Genomic DNA, 17,403 nt, shown 5'->3' with positions numbered 1-17,403 from the left:
CGGTGGCCGTTGTTTCGAGTGCGCGAAGCTCTACTAGGCGTGAAGACCCGCGGCGGCCGCGAGTTGGTCGGCGCGATCCGTGCGCTCCCACGTGAAGTCCTTGTCCGTGCGGCCGAAGTGGCCGTACGCCGAGGTCTTGCGGTAGATCGGTCGACGCAGATCGAGGTCGCGGATGATCGCACCAGGACGAAGGTCGAAGACCTGGTTGACAGCCTCTTCGATGCGCTCGACAGGCACCTTCTCGGTGCCGAACGTCTCGACCATGACCGAAAGCGGGTGCGCCACGCCTATGGCGTAGGCGAGCTGGATCTCGGCACGGTCCGCAAGACCGGCGGCCACGATGTTCTTGGCGACCCAGCGCGCGGCGTATGCGGCGGAGCGGTCGACCTTGGTCGCATCCTTGCCCGAGAACGCGCCGCCACCGTGACGGCCCATGCCACCGTACGTGTCGACGATGATCTTGCGTCCGGTGAGGCCGGTGTCGCCCATGGGACCGCCGATGACGAAGCGTCCGGTGGGGTTCACGAAGATCTCGGCGTCCTTGTACTCGAGGCCTTCAAGCTCGAAAACCGGCCTGATAACGTTCTCGATGAGGTCGGGGCGGAGCAGACCTTCGATGTCGACTCCATCTGCGTGCTGCGTGGAGATGAGGATCTTCTCGACCGAGACCGGCTTACCGTCGACGTAACGGACCGAGACCTGGGTCTTGCCGTCGGGGCGAAGGTAGTCGAGAACCTCGCCCTTGCGAACGGCGGTGAGGCGCTCAGCGAGACGATGCGCGAGGTAGATCGGCATCGGCATGTACTGCGACGTCTCGTTGCAGGCATAGCCGAACATCATGCCCTGGTCGCCAGCACCAACCAGATCGATCGGGTCGGTGCCCTGGCCGTGCTGAACCTCGAATGACTCGTCGACGCCCTGAGCGATGTCAGCGCTCTGCTCATGGATGCCGAGAACGACGCCGCATGTCTCGGCATCGAAACCGAACTTGGCGCGGGTGTAGCCGATCTCACCGACCACCTTGCGGGCGATCTGGATGATGTCGACGTAGCCGTGGGTGCGGATCTCGCCGCCGACCACGATCAGGCCTGTCGTCGTGAAGCACTCACATGCACAGCGTACGTACTCGGGGCTTGCGCCGGCGAGTCCAGCGGCCTGCGCGTCGATCTCGGCCTGAAGAATGGCATCGAGAACGGCGTCGGAGATGGCGTCGCACATCTTGTCGGGGTGTCCCTCGGTAACCGACTCCGAGGTGAACAGGTACTCGCGTTCCGGCACAACTACCTCCTTCTCGGCGGTCTTCGCTGAAGGCCGCGCACTCAAGGCGGGAACAAAAAGGCCCCCGCCAGGACCAGACAGGGGCTTCCCTCACGATGCGCACATCGGCGCACGGAGCTGTTCCCTCATCTTCCAGGCCATTTCGCCTGCCGAGATGTGGCACCGTACGACGTTTTCGACGCCGGTTGCCGGGGTGTCTACGGGCTCGGTCCCTCGACCCTCTGCAGCCACAGGGCTGCCTCTTGATGAGCCTGCCGAGTGTAGCGCGGTCAACCTCGCCCATCAAGTCAGGCTCACCATTCTCGGGTACCATGTGCGGTACGTACGCACACAAGGAGGCTTTCGTGGAACGGTTTCTCAAAGGCATGAACTGGGCGACGTTGTTCATTGAGGTTCTCGTCGCCGTTGCTCTGGTGGCCCTGGCGGGTGGCGCCCTGCTCGCGCTTGGCTCGGAGATGTACAACTTCGCGACGTCGGGGACGCTGCTGACCCCCGTGGAGTTCACCAAGATCATCAGCACCGTCTTGGAGATCTTCATCTTGGTTGAGCTGTTCCGTATCGCCATCGCATACATGAAGCACGAGAACGTGGTACCGACCGTGCTGGAAGCGGCGCTCGTCGCCGTGGCCCGGAAGTTCGTGGTGTTTGAGGCAGGGTCGAACTACCTGCAGACAGCCATCGGACTCTCAGCATTGTTGCTGGCGGTTTCCGTCTCGTGGTGGATGCTGTCGCGTTCCAACGCCTGCGACATCGCCGATCACTAGCGCGTCACCCCTTCAGCCGTCACATTCTGAGGAGCACGACACCGTGAACGACAACGTCCGGGTACGTTTCGCGCCCAGCCCCACCGGCTTCCTTCACATCGGGGGTGCCCGCACGGCGCTCTACAACTGGGCCTTCGCCCGTCGAAATGGCGGCGTGTTCGTCTTGCGCATCGAGGACACGGATCCCGAGCGTTCGACCGCCGAGAACACGCAAGCCATCCTGCGCGCCATGAAGTGGCTGGGGCTTGATTACGACGAGGGTCCTGACGTCGGCGGTGACTACGGGCCCTACTTTCAGACCCAGCGCTTCGATCGGTACTCCGAGGGACTCGAGGCCCTGAAGGCGTCGGGGCATGCCTACCCATGCTTCTGTAGCTCCGAGGAGCTCGAGCTCAAGCGGGAGGCTGCACGGGCCAAGGGCGGCGTTGCCGGGTATGACCGCTCCTGCCGCGCCCTGGATGCTGAGCAGTCGGCGTCACGCGTCTTAGCGGGGGAACCTCACGTCTGGCGACTTAGGGTGCCGCAGGACCGCGGCGACATAGTCTTTGACGACGCCGTGCGAGGAGAGGTCGCTTTCCCGGAGTCAGCCGTTGACGACTTCGTTCTCGCGCGCAGTGACGGCTCCCCCACCTACAACTTCGCAGTCGTAATGGACGACGTTGACATGCGCATCACTCACGTCATCCGCGGTGACGACCACCTGAGCAATACCCCGAAACAGATCGTGGTGTACGAGGCCCTCGGGCTGCCAGTGCCGACCTTCGCCCACCTCTCGATGATCTGGGGCCCGGACGGCAAACGGCTCTCGAAGCGCCACGGTGCGACCAGCGTCGAAGCGTACGCTGAGCTGGGCTACGTACCCGAGGCGATCATGAACTACCTCGCGCTGCTCGGCTGGTCGCTCGACGGGGAGACCACGATCCTTGACGCCGAGACCCTCAAGCGGGAGTTCTCGCTGGACCGAATCTCCAAGAACCCTGCCATCTTCGACGTCGAGAAGCTCGACTGGATGAACGGGGTCTACCTGCGTGAGATGCCCGCCGAGGACTTCGTGGACAGAGTGATTCCGTGGCTCGAGGAAGCGGGGCTACTGTCGGCCGGATCGGTGGATGCAGAGCGCAGAGAGTGGCTTGTCGCCCTTGCCCCCATCGTCGCCGAGCGAACCAAGCGGCTTGCAGAAGTCGCGCCTATGGTGCGATTCCTTTTCGAGCGGCCCGCGATAGACGCAGCCGCGCAGGAGAAGGTGCTCGACAAGGAAGGTGCCGGATCCGCACTTGACGCCGCGAGCGCCGCGCTCACCGGATTGACAACTTTCGCGAGCGACGCCATCGAGGCTGCGCTGCGCGAGGTACCCGAGCGGATCGGGGCGAAGCCCAAGGCCGTGTTCCAGGCCGTCCGCGTGGCGGTGGCCGGGTCAACCGTCTCGCTGCCTCTCTTCGAGTCGATCGAGCTGCTCGGCAAGGAGCGGACGCTTGAGCGACTTGCGGCTGCGCGATCCCTGGCGGCGGACTGAGCGCGGCGGTTTGTGCGAGGTCGTGAATGAGGGTTGACACCCCATCTGACCGCCCGTAACATACCTTCTCGCGCCGCACCTGGGGCGCTACGGTACTGGGGTATGGTGTAACTGGCAACACGTCGGATTCTGGTTCCGAAGAGTCTAGGTTCGAGCCCTAGTACCCCAGCCAGCATGGCCCGTTCGTCTAGCGGTTAGGACACCGCCCTCTCAAGGCGGAGATCACGGGTTCGAATCCCGTACGGGCTACCAAAGTGAACCCCCCGCTCCGGTCATCCGGCGCGGGGGTTTTTCGTTTGTGGGCCACGTGCGCCGCGGGCCCCTGTGCTATCGTCGCGTGCTATGGATACTCACACACCACCCACACCCGAACGATCCGACTTCATACGCGACATCGTCTCGGCTGACGTGCGAGAGGGTCGCACGCAGACCGTTGTCACACGGTTCCCTCCGGAGCCCAACGGCTACCTCCATATCGGGCACGCAAAGTCCATCTGTCTGAACTTCGGTGTGGCCGCTGAGTTTGACGGTCGCTGCAACCTCAGATTCGACGACACCAACCCCGTCAAGGAGGAGCAGGAGTACATCGACGCGATCATGACCGACGTGCGATGGCTCGGCTTTGAGTGGGGTGAGAATCTCTTCTACGCGTCCGACTACTTCGCTCAACTCTACGAGTGGGCCGAGTATCTGATCGGTCAGGGCAAGGCCTATGTCGACGACCTGAGCGCTGAGGAGATGCGGGAGTACCGCGGGACGCTGACGGAGCCTGGTCGCGAGAGCCCGTTCCGCGAGCGGTCGGTTGAGGAGAATCTCGACCTGTTCCGTCGAATGCGCGCCGGTGAGTTCGAGAACGGGGCGCGCGTGCTACGCGCAAAGATCGACATGGCCGCGGGCAACATCAACCTGCGCGACCCAGCCCTGTATCGGATCCTTCACGCCGAGCACCCCCGGACCGGTGACGCATGGTGCATCTACCCCACGTATGACTTCGCGCATGGGCAGTCTGACGCCATCGAGGGTGTCAGCCACTCCATCTGTACGCTCGAGTTTCAGGATCACCGGCCCTTGTACGACTGGTTCATCGAGAACCTACCGGTTCCCTCCAAGCCACATCAGTACGAGTTCGCCCGGCTCAACCTCACCCACACAGTGCTCTCGAAGCGCGTTCTCATTCGGCTCGTGACCGAGGGCCACGTTCACGGTTGGGACGACCCCCGGATGCCCACGATGTCCGGCTTGAGACGACGGGGCTTCCCGGCTCAGGGCGTTCGTGACTTCGCGACGACGGTGGGAGTCGCCAGGGCAGACAGCGTCATCGAGTTCGGCGTGCTCGAGCACACCGTTCGGGATGTGCTGAACCGCACCGCGCAGCGTCGCTTCGCCGTCTTGGATCCGATCAAAGTGGTCATCGAGAACTACCCTGTCGATCAGGTGGAGCTCATGGAGGTCACCAACAATCCGGAAGACGAGTCCGCGGGTGTGCGCTCAGTGCACTTCACCCGGGAGCTCTGGATTGAGCGGGACGACTTCATGGAGGATCCGCCCAAGAAGTTCTTCCGGCTCGCCCCCGGCAGAGAAGTTCGTCTGCGGTCCGCGTACTTCATCACCTGCAACGACGTGATCAAGGATGCCGATGGCAACGTCGTCGAGTTGCGTTGCACGTACGATCCGGCGACCAAGGGCGGCGCAAGCCCTGACGGGCGCAAGGTCAAGGCCACCCTGCACTGGGTCTCGGCTTCGCACGGTATCCCGGCGGAGGTGCGGATGTACGACCACCTGTTCGAGGATCCGATCCCAGGTAGCGATGGCCGAGACTTGTTTGACTCGCTCAACCCGGTGTCGGAGGTCGTTCGAACCGCGTGCGTGGTCGAACCATCGCTCGCCGAGTCTCCCGTCGGCGAGACGGTCCAGTTCGAGCGACTCGGCTACTTCTGTGTCGATTCCGACAGCAGCGATGGTCATCTCGTCTTCAATCGGACGCTGACCCTCAAGGACACCTGGGCCAAGGTTCAAGCGCAGGGCAAGCAGGACTAGGTCACCGCAGTATGAGCTTGGAATCGCGGGCACCCGATTGGGTGCCCGCTCCCTGTGTGCTGCTAAGATGGACGCGGAGTGGGCTGGGCGGCCGCGCGTCTCTCGGGGCGTGAGGAAAGTCCGGACTCCACAGGGCAGGATGCCAGCTAACGGCTGGGCGGCGTGAGCCGACGGAAAGTGCCACAGAAAAGAAGACTCCCCCGCTGGTCCGCCAACGGGAGAAAAGCTGAAACGGTGTGGTAAGAGCGCACCAGCGTCACGGCAACGTGGCGGCTTGGCAAACCCCATCCGGAGCAAGAGCGAATAGGAGCGGCTAAGGTCGGCCCGACCGACGCTCGGGTTAGCTCGCGCGAGGCCAACGGCGACGTTGGCCCCAGATAGATGGTCGTCTTCAACAGAATCCGGCTTATAGGCCCACTCCACACATTAAGCGAAGCAGGCGGCCCCAATCGGGACCGCCTGCTCTGTACTGTGTGAGGATCGACTACCTCGGAATGACCTTGACCTTGCTCGAACTGACGCGAACCAGCTGGTAGTTCCTGATGCGCGTGGACAGCGAGCCGGTCGAAGCGGTACTGCCTACGGAGTCCGTCACCTTGATCCGGTACGTGTAGGTTCCAATATGGGCTTTGCCGTCGCTCGTCCACTTCCCGTTCCAGATGAACTTGTGCGAGCCGGCCCCAACACTGGAGGTAATGGTGCGAACCGTAGCTCCAGTCGACTGCTTCTTGATGGTCAGCACCGCCGTGCACGGCTTGTTGGTCTTGTAGGAGATGGTCGCATTGTCCTTGTAGCCGTCTCGCAGAATCGGGTAGAACAGCTCGGGTGTGCGGCTGAAGCCGCTGACCGTCACCGGCGTCTTGTCGAGTGTGACTGTGGTGGTCGCCGTCGCTGACCGCTGGTACTTGTCGTAGACGGTCGCGGTAAGCGTGTGCGTGCCCGCCGTGAAGGTACTCAGGTTAGGCCAGAGGTCGTATGGCGACGCCCAGTTCGTACCGATGGCAACCGCGTCGAGCGCATAGACCACTCGGTCGATTCCGCCCTCATCGGCTACGTTCACCGTGAACTTCGGCGTCGTGCTGATCGTCCTGGAGAATGAACCGAACGAAATCGTGGGGACGTCGGGGTCGGAGAAGAACGTCGTGACAGTCGACGGACCCTCGTTGCCCGCGCGGTCCACTGCTGCCACCGAGATCCGATGTGCTCCGGCCGGCATGTTCTCAACGGTGAACGAGAAGGGCGTACGACCTTCGACCTCCACGACCCTGCCCAATCCCCCGGTCGTCGGGATCACGCCATCGATGCGGTACTGGTAGTAGTTCACTCCCGAGAGATCGTCGTAGACGCCCGGCGTCCACGTCACATGCGCACGCGAGGCCGCGGTCCATGAACCGTTGTACGCCATATCGGTCGTGGGCGAAGACTTCAGACCCGAAACCGCTCTCGGCGGCGTGACGTCGATACCGAACGGAATGGACTGCGTTTGCGTGCCGGCATATCCATCGTCTGTGTAGAAGATGTAGTGCAGGTACCACTGGCCCTCAAGCACCGACGTCTCATTCGCGAACGGAGTCGGCCATCCTCCGACAGGCGGGTATGCGAGGACTCCCAGCAGGTCGATCTGCTCTTCTAGGTCAACACCTGAGGAATGCGTGCTACGGAAGTAGTCGGATCCGGCGATGTTGAGCGTCGTATCCTCGGACTTATCGACGCGATACAGAAGCCCGGTGGTGTTGCCGATGTCGGGACCTGAAGGCGCCTGGATGCTGAACTGCGGCCAGACGCTGTTACCCCACGCCAGCGTCGGCTTTTCGGCCGGGTTCGTGGTTGATGTATAGGCATGGAGAGCGTCGAGGGCTCCAGAATCGTCGTACTGGAAGCCCGATGACGTGGTGCCGAGGGTCGAGACCGTCTTGGTCACTGTGACGCTGCGGTTGAGGTGGTCGGTGACCGTCGCGGTGATTACGTGGTCGCCTGCGGTCACCGTGGTGAGGTCGGGCTTGAAGTTGTAAGGCGGGGCAGCCAGCGTAGTCGCCGGCACGCTGTCGAACGCAAAGGTCACGAGCGGATCACCCGCCGCATCCGACGCATCGACCGAGACGAGCGTGCGCGAGTTCAGGAAGTTCGTGACGGGCGATGTGAACTCGATGGTCGGAGTATCCGGATCCGAGTAGAAGTACGCGCTGGTGACCGTCGACTCGTTGGTTGCGCGGTCAACGGCGACGATCGAGACAAGATGCTTGCCCGGAGGCATGCTCTCGATGGTGATGGATGAAGGATTGGGCCAACCGGAGATGACATACGCGCGCCCTCGTGCCGGCTCTTCCTCCGCTTCAGGCAAGAACGGCTTGCCGTCAATCAGTACAGCGTAGTAGCCGACGCCAGCCCGATCATCGTGGGAATCAGGCGTCCACTTCGCCCACATTCGGCTTGAGGCCTGCCACGTCGTGACCTCCGATGAGGTGGGCCAACTGTACAGATGGAGATTCTCGACAGGTCGTGGGGGCACTGTGTCGATACCGAAGTCGATCTGGTGAACTCGGTCCGAGAACGGTTGAACGGTACGGGATGACATGAAGCGATAGTGGTAGTACCAACGACCTTCGACGGACTCTGAGCGACTCTCGGCGATGGTCCGCATATCCAAGGTGTAGTCGACGTCCGTGCCGTACGGTCCCGTATTGGGCGTGCTGATGCCCATCCAGCCCGTGTAGTACTCATCAGGAGTCGTGGGGTCTATTACGGCCTCACCAGTCACTCCCGTGACGTCGCCTTCGTCGGTACGATCGACCGAGTAGAGAATGCCCGCTATCCACCCCTCAGTAGTCCAGTCCATGCCTTCGGGTGGGTTCAACATGAAGTCCGGGTTGAGCGAACGGCCCCACCCTTGCCTCCACCAGTAGTCAGGACCCGCACTCGGGTTAGTGGATGTCGTTCCGTGAATGCCCTGAGCTGGCTCACTGTCGAGATTGCCGTATGCGGGAGTAACCGCGAAGGCGGCGATGACAAGAATCGCACAGAGTAGAATCCCATACCTGCGTACCGCGTGATTCATAGCCAGACTTCCCCTCGGTCATATGCAACGATTTCTGGCGCGTCTGCATGATTGTATCGGCTAATGCGTCAGCTTGCCTTATCCATCCTCGCGAAGACCGTTGCGGACGGCCTGTCCGAGTGAGTCTCCGGTCAGGGACTCAAGCTTGATATAGCGCGCATCAGCGGCCCGAGCAAGTGAGATGGCGGCTTCTGAGCGTCCTCGCTGTGACGAGTCTATGACGACGCACGCAATGCCCTCGGACCGAATGCGCTCTGCGGCCGTCAAGGCATCCGTGCTCCCGACTCCCCCGTCCAGGCCAACGTTTCCGCGACCATCCGTGATGATCACAATCCAGGGGATCGTATCGGTGGACCTGCGAAGTTCCGACTTGACGACGTCGATGGCCTTAACCAAGCCGGCGGCCAGAGGAGTCGCCCCCCCGGTTGGAAGATCACGAAGTCTCAGTGACGCGAGTTCCACGCTCGCCGTCGGTGCGAGTACCGTGCGCGCGTCGTCCCCGCGGAAGGTGACCAGCGCGACTCGATCCCGTCTCTGATACGCGTCGGTCAGCAGCCCCAGCACCGCCGACTTGACGCTCTGCATTCGGTCTGCGGCGCCCATGCTGCCGCTGGCATCGACGCAGAACACGATGGATGCACCGACCTTGCGAGAGCGCACCTTACGCCGCACCTCATGCGGAGCAATCGAGATTGCGAGGTCTGTGTCGTCGCGTCGCCCGGACTGACTGGATGCGGCAGCCCTGATCGATGCGTCAAAGGCGATGTCGGACGTACTCGTCACTCCCGAGCTCTCGGCCGCCCGAACGTATCGGCCACGCGTCTCAGACGTCGTGGTCAGGCGGCGCCCGCCCTGGCTGCGTCGGGTGTCGTCCATGGCCCGGTCGAGACGTGCGGCTTCTGCGGTGGGCGCAGCATCCTCGGATGGGACCTCGGGCGCCTGGTCGAAGATGCTCCACTGGCCCAAGCCCACGACACCCGGCTGTGGAGCCGAGTCCTCATCTGAGTGCGACAGACCAAGGGTCTCCCGGACGAGAACGGACAGCGCCGTCGAATCAAGGCGCGGCTCCTCGAACAGGGTGCGCCGAGTCCGATGCGCGAGGACGAGAGGCGCGACAACTCCCACATCCGCGATCGTGGTCTCGGTTCGACCGTCCAGTGCCGCCAAGGCCGCAGCGCCACGGGCCATGACCTGGTCCGCGCGATGGCCATCCACACCGGCGGTAAGTGCAAGATTCGCAATCGCGTAGAGAACGTCGTCACCGATGCGCACACGCGGCAGCAGCTCACGGGCCTGGGCTATGAGCGCAGTCACCCGCAACTCCTCGTCGGCCCATCGCGCTCGAAAGACATCGGGTGCGTCCTCATACTCCTGCCTGCGGCGAACGATCTCGACTCGCGCCTCTGGCTCACGGACGCCCTGAACATCGACGCAAAGCCCGAAGCGGTCGAGCAGCTGAGGGCGAAGCTCCCCCTCTTCAGGATTCATGGTGCCCACAAGAATGAACCGAGCCGGGTGGCTGAACGACACACCCTCACGCTCAACGGTGTTGACTCCCATGGCGGCGGCATCCAGCAGCGTGTCGACGAGGTGATCGTCGAGCAAGTTGACCTCATCGACGTAGAGGATGGCGCGATTGGCGTCGGCGAGCAGCCCGGGCTCGAAGACCTTCTCGCCGTGCTTGAGCGCATGCTCTAAGTCGAGCGTCCCGACCACACGATCCTCAGTCGCTGAGACCGGCAGTTCGATGACGCGCGCGGCGCGCACGCTCGGTCGCAGCGCCGCATCGGCGCCACGGGCCCGGCACTCGCTGCACCAGCCTGCGGCGTCCTCGGGGTCACAGCTGAACCGGCACCCATCGTTGAAGCGGAGTTGAGGCAGCAGTGTCGCCAAGGCGCGGACGGCGGTGGACTTGGCTGTCCCCTTCTCGCCCCGGACGACCAGTCCGCCGACCCGTGAGTCGACGGCGTTGAGCAGGAGCGCTGTCTTGAGGGTCTCCTGGCCAACAATCGCGGAGAACGGGAACGGTGCGCGAGGTGACTGGGAGTCCGTCACGCTATCTCCACTGGAACGAGCCGCAGTCCTCAGGTCGCCGCTGGTCCTTGTTCGGGCATGTGTCTACGTAGACACAGTCACTACATGTATAGCCGCCGAGAAGCTCGGCGGTACGCGCATCAACGGGAGCCTCCACCGGAGCTGGGACCTCCACTGCCACCGGTTCCGCGCCGGCGGGCTGCTCAGGAGCCGCGGGCGCTTCGAGCACGATGAAGTCCGATTCGTCGTCAGAGTCGACCATGGGCGCCTCCGCTGCCTCTTCGACGAAGGCAGCGACCTCGACAGGCTCCACTGCAACCTCATCGACCTCGACGGCGACGAAGTCGGGCATCTCGATCTCCGGATGCTCTGCCGGCAATGCGGTGATGATCAAACCGCCTCGGTCATCGATGGCAGGGTCCTCGAGACCCTCAAGAATCGTACCGACTGAAGCCTCGTGCTGCGGCTCCGCATCACTGACAGCCCAGGGCCACTCACCGCCATCGGTGACGAGTGACGCTTCCGGCTGATCGACGTCGGGGGAGGCCGCTTCCGACTCGGGCACGATCTCATCCACAGCCGGTTCAATCGCTTCCTCGACGACGGCCGAAGAGTCTTCGCTGTGACCGGGAACCGACTCCGGAACGACGATTCCCGACGACTCCATCTCGGCCATTGAACGCGCGATCGCATCGCGCAGGTCGTTGGAGGGGCCGTGCTCGGAGGCCGGCTCCGATGCGGAATCACTCGCAGCCGCGGGCTCGGTGTCGAGCGCAAGCTCATCGTCGTCCGCAAGCGCGGCGAACACCGCCTCATCAACAGGCTGTGTCACGACGACGTCGGCAGCGGCGTCCTGGTGGTCGGCCGTGCTGGGACGCACCAGCAATACCGGCGTGCCCAAGCCCAGGTCCACCAGAACGACTTCGCTCTCCCAGTCGCTGAAACCGGGGTCGCCTGTGATCGTGCCGAGCGCCGCGAGTGCCTCTTGGCGGTCTGTAAACACAGTGGAACTCAGCAAAGAGACTGTGTCACCGGAACGTGAGAGCAGGATGAACGACATCGAACCCCTCGCTAACGTGGACGCGGTGGTGCGCCGCCGACCGGCACCAATTGCACTGTACGGCGCAGTGGTGAACGCGGCAACCGTTCAGTGACGGGTGAACGCGACATTCAGGAGGAGCAAGCGTCACGAAGTGCCGAAAGCCGCCCGATGTTGACCGCGTCCTTCTCGGGGACTTCGCCAGGCATCTCGGTGACGGCACACACGCCTGCGAGTTCCGGGACGCAGACCATGGCCTCGAATCCGCTCGAACCGATGTGCCCGTCCCCGATCCACGCGTGCCTGTCTCGCCGAGACCCGCGTTCGAACAGACAGTCGTTCGCGTGGATGAGTCCGAGCCGTTCGACCCCACAATGCGTCTCGATCTGCGACACGACTTCACGCCATCCTTCGGGTGTCGCGACATCCATTCCGAACGCCCACGCATGGCAGGTGTCCAAGCACACCCCGAGACGGTCGACGGGCAGGCCTGACTCCGCGATTGAGGCCCCGAGCTGGTCGAAGTCCGAGCCGAAGGTACGCCCAGCGCCCGCCGTGTTCTCCAGCAGAAGCCGGGTCTTGCACTCCGCGCCACCAGCTCGCTCGAACGCCTCGACACATGCGCTGCCGACACGCGCGGCCGCCGCCGCAGGATCTCCGGCAGGGTCGTTACCGACGTGCGTGACAACGCCGGCCGCCCCAAGCAGTGATCCGCGCACGAGCTCATCCGCGAGCGCGGCGATCGACTTCTCCCGAAGCTCGGGATCGTTCGTGGCCGGATTGATGAGGTAGGCAGTATGGGTGAAGACCGGACCGAATCCACGCGCCATGCGCGACTCGATGAATCGTGCGGCGACCTCAGGGTCGAGTGAGGGACCGCGCCATTGCCGCGGACTCTTCGCGAATATCTGGGCGCACTCGCACCCAACCTCGAGGGCGTAGTCGAGGGCCTTGGGGTAACCGCCAGCAACAGAGACGTGGGCACCGAGCAGCATCTTCATCCTTACCGAGAAGGTCGAGTCAGAACTGAGCGTTACACTCGTAGCATGACGGATTCCACACACCCCTGCGAAGCGACACCGTGGTCCGGCAAGGCCATCTTGCACGTCGACCTCGATGCGTTCTTTGCTGCGGTGGAGCAACTGGACCACCCCGAGTGGCGGGGAAGGCCGGTGATCGTGGGCGGTGATCCTGGGCGCCGCGGTGTTGTCTCGACGTGCAGCTACGAGGCCCGCGTCTTCGGTGTGCGCTCCGCGATGTCGTCAATCCGAGCTGCGCAGCTGTGCCCTGACGCGATCTGGACTCATGGGAGTTTCGACCGGTACCGCGAGATGTCGAGGGCCGTGCGCGCGATCTTTGCAGACGAGACCCCCCGTTTCCAGCCTGTCTCGATCGACGAAGCCTATCTTGACGTGACTCCCGGCGCCTTCACCTCAGAGCACCCTGTCGCGATCGCTCGTCGGATTCGTGCTCGCGTAGCTGCACTCGGCGTCACCTGCTCTGTGGGCGTGTCTGCGGTGAAGTCGGTGGCCAAGATCGCCAGTGACCATGACAAGCCGGACGGGCTGACCGTCGTGTGTGTAGGCCACGAGGCGCAGTTTCTCGCCCCGCTCCCCGTGCGCGCCATGCCCGGTATCGGGCCCAAGACGGCAGAGAGACTGGCGAGCCTGGGGGTTCGCACGCTCGGGCAACTCGCGGCCCTTGATGATGTGACCGCCCGAGAAGTGCTTGGGCAACACGGCACCGGTCTCGTCGCTCGAGCGCGCGGCATCGATGTGCGTGATGTTCACGACAACGCCCCGGTTAAGTCGGTTTCGAACGAGCGCACTTTCGCTACCGATGTCCGTAGTCCGGCCGAAGTCCACGATGCGATCGCGGCTCTTGCAGCCAAGGTCGGTCGCCGGCTCCGGGAGAAGGCGCTTGCCGGCCGAACCGTGAGTGTGAAGCTACGGTTCGCGGACTTCTCAACCAAGACCGTCAGACGCACGCTTGTCACTCCCACAGACGACGAGGCGGTCATCGGTCCGATCGCCGAGGACCTCATCGCGCAGGCATGGTCGCCCGGCATCGGTCTTCGGTTGCTCGGGGTGGGTGTTTCTGGCTTTGATGAGCGTTCCGAGCAGCTCGAACTGCTTGCCGATGCCACTCCGTCGCCGCTCAATGCCAGCGGCCGAACCACGCGCGAAGAGCTCGTGCGCGGTCTGGATGCGGTACGAGAGCGGTTTGGAGACGGTGCCGTGCGGTTTGGCCGAGAGTTGAAGGCGTCCCCGGAGTCGACGGGCACGCCGGCAGGCGATGACCCCGACAGTCGAGACGAGCGCTAGGTCGCGTACTCCCCTGCATCCTCTGCTGCCAAAGCAGCCTCCGCTGCTGCCCAACTCTCCTCTTCCTCCGCGCCTGCGCCGCCGAGTGCCGGTCCCATCGGACCGCTCGGAACCCCACGTCGCAACCGAACCCGCTCGCCCTCACCCGTGCATACGACGTAGGGCTTCACGATGTCGGCGACGACCGCCAGTCCTCGTTCGCAGTTGTTCTGCAAGACGCCTTCGACCAGGTATGCCCGATGCTTGACGATGGCCTCACCACTTCGCGCGAGCGCGTCCGAGAACACCACCACATCAAGCAGCCCGGTAGGGTCCTCGAGAGTGAGGAAACACGTACGTTTGCCTGAACGCGTGCGGGGCGTCTGCGCGCGCTCGCGTACGCCTGCGACGATGACACGCGAACGGTCCGGCAACGCACGCAGATCTCGCGCCCATGTGACGCCGCGCGCCATGAGATCGCGCTGCGCGAGTGTGAGCGGGTGGGCGGTAAGCGACAGTCCGGTGAGCTCGAGCTCCGCCGAGAGCCGCCGCGCCACACCCCATCCGCTGACGTGCGACGGATCCTCCGCGGGACGTACCGGAGCCGGGGCAAGACAAAGCGTGTCATCACCGGCGACCCCTTCGCGGGCAAGCACAGCCTTGATCTCGGGGAGCAGCGCAAGGTACTCATCTCGCGTGGGGGGTCTACCTGCTTCCGTGATCCCGAGTCCATCGAGTGCACCAAGTCGCACAAGAGACTCAGCGGCAGGGAGCTCAGCTCTTGTACGGCGAAGGAAATCGGCCAAGTCGCGGAAGGGCCGTATCGCCTGCTCCTGTTCGATCACCTGAAGCAGGCGAGCGGTCATACGGTGGACGTCGCGCAGTCCAACCCGGATAGCACCCCCGTCTCGCGCAACGGAGTGACGAGCGCGGCTTTCGTTGACGTGCGGCGGCAGAATCTCGATGCCGTGCCGACGGGCATCGTTGAGAACAAGACGTGCTGAATAGAATCCCATCGGCTCGTTGTTGAGAATGGCGGTTGCGAACTCCGCGGGGTAATACGTGCGCAACCATGCACTCGCGTAACTGACCACGGCAAAACACGCTGCATGCGCCTTGTTGAACCCGTACGCAGCAAATCCTTCAAGTTGCCGGAACACCTCGTTGGCTACGGATGCATCGACTCCTCGGCCAAGCGCACGTTCAAGAAAGTGCGCTCGTATGCGCTCCATCTCCTCACGACTTCTCCCTTTCGTCATCGCACGGCGAAGCGAGTCGGCTTCCGCAAGATCGAACCCGGCGACCGCGCGCGCAACGAGTAGGACCTGCTCCTGGTAGACGATGACCCCGTAGGAGTCCGCAAGCACCTCCGCCATCGCCGGATGCGGCACGATCACGGGCTCAAGACCGTGGCGGCGGCGAATGAACGGCGTGATCATCTCGGCCTCGAGCGGGCCGGGTCGGAACAGCGATATCTGCGCGATGATGTCTTCGAATGTCGACGACTTCAGACGGGTCGACAGATTGCGCTGCCCGCTTGATTCAAGCTGGAACATGCCGACGGTATCTGCCGAGGAAACCTGCTCGAAGACGCGTGGGTCGTCGGGCGGGAGCTCGAATGGCTCAGGAACCGCATCCTCGCCCACTCTCGCACGCGCAAGTGAGACCGCCTCGCTGATCGCTGAGTGCATGCGCAAGCCGAGGATGTCCATCTTCACAAGCCCAAGTGCTTCGATGTCGTCCTTGTCGTACTGGGAGACGACCGTTCCCTTTGCAGCCCACTGCAATGGAGTCCAGCCTGCAATAGGGTCTCGAGTGATGATGAAGCCTCCAAGGTGGGTTCCGAGGTGCATGGGACAGTGGTCGAGCTGTTCTGCGAGGTCGATGAGCATGCCCCAGGTCCGCTCGTCTCTCAGCGGATGGTGCGCGCATTCCGGGTAGGTCGCGAGCACTTCACGTAGACGTCGAGCCCCGACCCACGGCAGGTGGCGCGAAAGACGGTTGACCTCAGCTATAGGGAGCCCCATCGAGCGTGCAACGACCCGCACCGCGCTTCGAGCGGTCATGGTGTTGACGGTGGCCACCATCGCCACGTGCTCACGCCCGAACCGGCGATAGATGAAGTCGATGATCTCGTCACGGCGTGCAGAGTCGAAGTCAACATCGATGTCAGGCATCTGACGCCGTGCCGGGTTGAGGAACCGCTCGAAGAGCAGGTCGTGGCGCACCGGGTCGGCATCGGTGATTCCCAGTGCGTAGCTGACGATGCTGTCACCCGCACTTCCACGCCCCGAACAGCGGATTCCCTGTGACTTTGCGAAGTCCACGATCTCTTTGACCACAAGGAAGTACTCCGAGAACCCCATGTCATCGATGAGCGCGAGTTCGTGCTGAAGTCGGGATATCGCAGCGGGGGTCATGGGCGCATAGCGGCGCTCGAGGCCGCGCCACGACTCCTTGGCCAGCACCGAGTATGGCGTTTCTGCAGCAGGGATCTCAGCGGAGGGAAAGTGGAACTGCCCAAGCGGAAGTTCGAGCTGACAGCGCGCGGCGATCTCGAGCGTCGCGTCGCACGCACGCGGGAGCCCTTCAAACAGTCTGCGCATCTCGTTTCCGGGCTTGAGTGAGAGTTCGGCGTTGGGCCGGTCGAACGGACCCGGTAGCGATGCGCGCGCGCCGGCAGACGAAAGCACGTCGTGGATCCGATGGTCGTCCGACCGCACATAGTGGACGTTGTTGGTCGCGACGACGGGTAACCCGAGTTCGTCAGCAAGCGTCACAAGACCGCCTATGAGACGCGGACCATCCGGCGTGAGCGGATGCACGAGCTCGACGTAGAAGTCGCCCTGAGCGAAACAGGACGCAAGACGGCTCAGCGCCTCACGAGCTCGCCCGGGCGCACGCGCGAGGACCGCTTTGGCCGCCTCGCCATTCCCGCATCCCGATAAGCCGATGAGTCCCTCGCTGTACGCCGCAAGGTCGCTGAGCGTCACGATGCTCGGAACGTGTGGCCCTCGCAGGTGCGTCTTGGAGAGCAGCTGACACAGGTTGCGATACCCGCTGAAGTCCTGACAGAGGAGCGTGAGGTGGTACCCCACGCCGGCTGCTCGACCGAACCCCACACTCGCCGGCAGTACGAGGCGCTTCTCAGGCGGCAGATCGTCTTCGACACCGAGAACCCCCGCGGTTTCGACGACTACCTCACATCCGATGATGGGAGCGATGCCCGCATCACGACAGCGACGGTAGAACCGAATAGCCCCCGAGAGCCCTTGGTGGTCGGTGAGCGCAAGCGCAGGCATCTCGAGTTCACAGGCGCGACCTACAAGCCCATCAAGAGATGCGGCGCCGTCCATGAAACTGAAATGAGAATGCACGTG

General features: G+C 63.4%; 10 protein-coding genes, 2 tRNA genes and 1 other RNA gene. 7 read left to right on the top strand and 6 right to left on the bottom strand.

The window, feature by feature from the left end:
* Nucleotides 1-33: 33 nt before the first annotated feature.
* Complete coding sequence (locus HGB10_00655) at nucleotides 34-1,278, bottom strand: methionine adenosyltransferase (GenBank protein ID NTU70323.1); 1,245 nt, start codon at nucleotides 1,276-1,278, stop codon at nucleotides 34-36.
* 344 nt (nucleotides 1,279-1,622) lie between these two features.
* Here HGB10_00655 and HGB10_00650 point away from each other — a divergent pair, with 344 nt between their 5' ends.
* The 6 genes from HGB10_00650 to rnpB all read left to right on the top strand — a co-directional run bounded on the left by HGB10_00650 (nucleotide 1,623) and on the right by rnpB (nucleotide 6,017).
* Entirely contained in the window at nucleotides 1,623-2,042 is a 420-nt protein-coding gene (locus HGB10_00650; protein NTU70322.1) for a phosphate-starvation-inducible PsiE family protein, read from the top strand.
* 43 nt (nucleotides 2,043-2,085) lie between these two features.
* A complete protein-coding gene (locus HGB10_00645; protein NTU70321.1) occupies nucleotides 2,086-3,555 on the top strand; it encodes a glutamate--tRNA ligase in 1,470 nt (489 codons plus the stop codon).
* Nucleotides 3,556-3,651: 96 nt separating this feature from the next.
* Nucleotides 3,652-3,727 (top strand) — tRNA-Gln (locus tag HGB10_00640).
* 4 nt (nucleotides 3,728-3,731) lie between these two features.
* Nucleotides 3,732-3,807 (top strand) — tRNA-Glu (locus HGB10_00635).
* Nucleotides 3,808-3,897: 90 nt separating this feature from the next.
* Complete coding sequence (locus HGB10_00630; protein NTU70320.1) at nucleotides 3,898-5,592, top strand: glutamine--tRNA ligase/YqeY domain fusion protein; 1,695 nt, start codon at nucleotides 3,898-3,900, stop codon at nucleotides 5,590-5,592.
* A gap of 75 nt (nucleotides 5,593-5,667) precedes the next feature.
* Nucleotides 5,668-6,017: RNase P RNA component class A (rnpB, locus tag HGB10_00625), an RNA gene on the top strand.
* A gap of 59 nt (nucleotides 6,018-6,076) precedes the next feature.
* On the opposite strand, the gene HGB10_00620 is transcribed toward rnpB, so the two are convergent.
* The 4 genes from HGB10_00620 to HGB10_00605 form a co-directional block, all read right to left on the bottom strand.
* Entirely contained in the window at nucleotides 6,077-8,647 is a 2,571-nt protein-coding gene (locus HGB10_00620; GenBank protein NTU70319.1) for a hypothetical protein, read from the bottom strand.
* 78 nt (nucleotides 8,648-8,725) lie between these two features.
* Entirely contained in the window at nucleotides 8,726-10,702 is a 1,977-nt protein-coding gene (locus tag HGB10_00615; GenBank protein ID NTU70318.1) for a magnesium chelatase subunit D family protein, read from the bottom strand.
* A 1-nt stretch (nucleotide 10,703) separates the two neighbouring features.
* Nucleotides 10,704-11,684, bottom strand: coding sequence for a hypothetical protein (locus HGB10_00610; protein ID NTU70317.1), 981 nt, complete (start codon nucleotides 11,682-11,684; stop codon nucleotides 10,704-10,706).
* 167 nt (nucleotides 11,685-11,851) lie between these two features.
* Nucleotides 11,852-12,715 (bottom strand): deoxyribonuclease IV, encoded by an 864-nt coding sequence (locus tag HGB10_00605; protein NTU70316.1) that lies wholly within the window; start codon nucleotides 12,713-12,715, stop codon nucleotides 11,852-11,854.
* Nucleotides 12,716-12,766: 51 nt separating this feature from the next.
* Here HGB10_00605 and dinB point away from each other — a divergent pair, with 51 nt between their 5' ends.
* Entirely contained in the window at nucleotides 12,767-14,044 is a 1,278-nt protein-coding gene (dinB, locus tag HGB10_00600; protein NTU70315.1) for a DNA polymerase IV, read from the top strand.
* On the opposite strand, the gene HGB10_00595 is transcribed toward dinB, so the two are convergent.
* Nucleotides 14,041-17,400, bottom strand: coding sequence for a DNA polymerase III subunit alpha (locus HGB10_00595; GenBank protein NTU70314.1), 3,360 nt, complete (start codon nucleotides 17,398-17,400; stop codon nucleotides 14,041-14,043). The two genes, dinB and HGB10_00595, sit on opposite strands and share 4 nt — an antisense overlap.
* Nucleotides 17,401-17,403 lie beyond the last annotated feature (3 nt).

Source organism: Coriobacteriia bacterium (genome assembly GCA_013334745.1).
GTDB lineage: Bacteria > Actinomycetota > Coriobacteriia > Anaerosomatales > JAAXUF01 > JAAXWY01.
The sequence above is the reverse complement of the archived record's forward strand: the minus strand, read 5'-3'. Positions and strand labels throughout refer to the sequence as shown.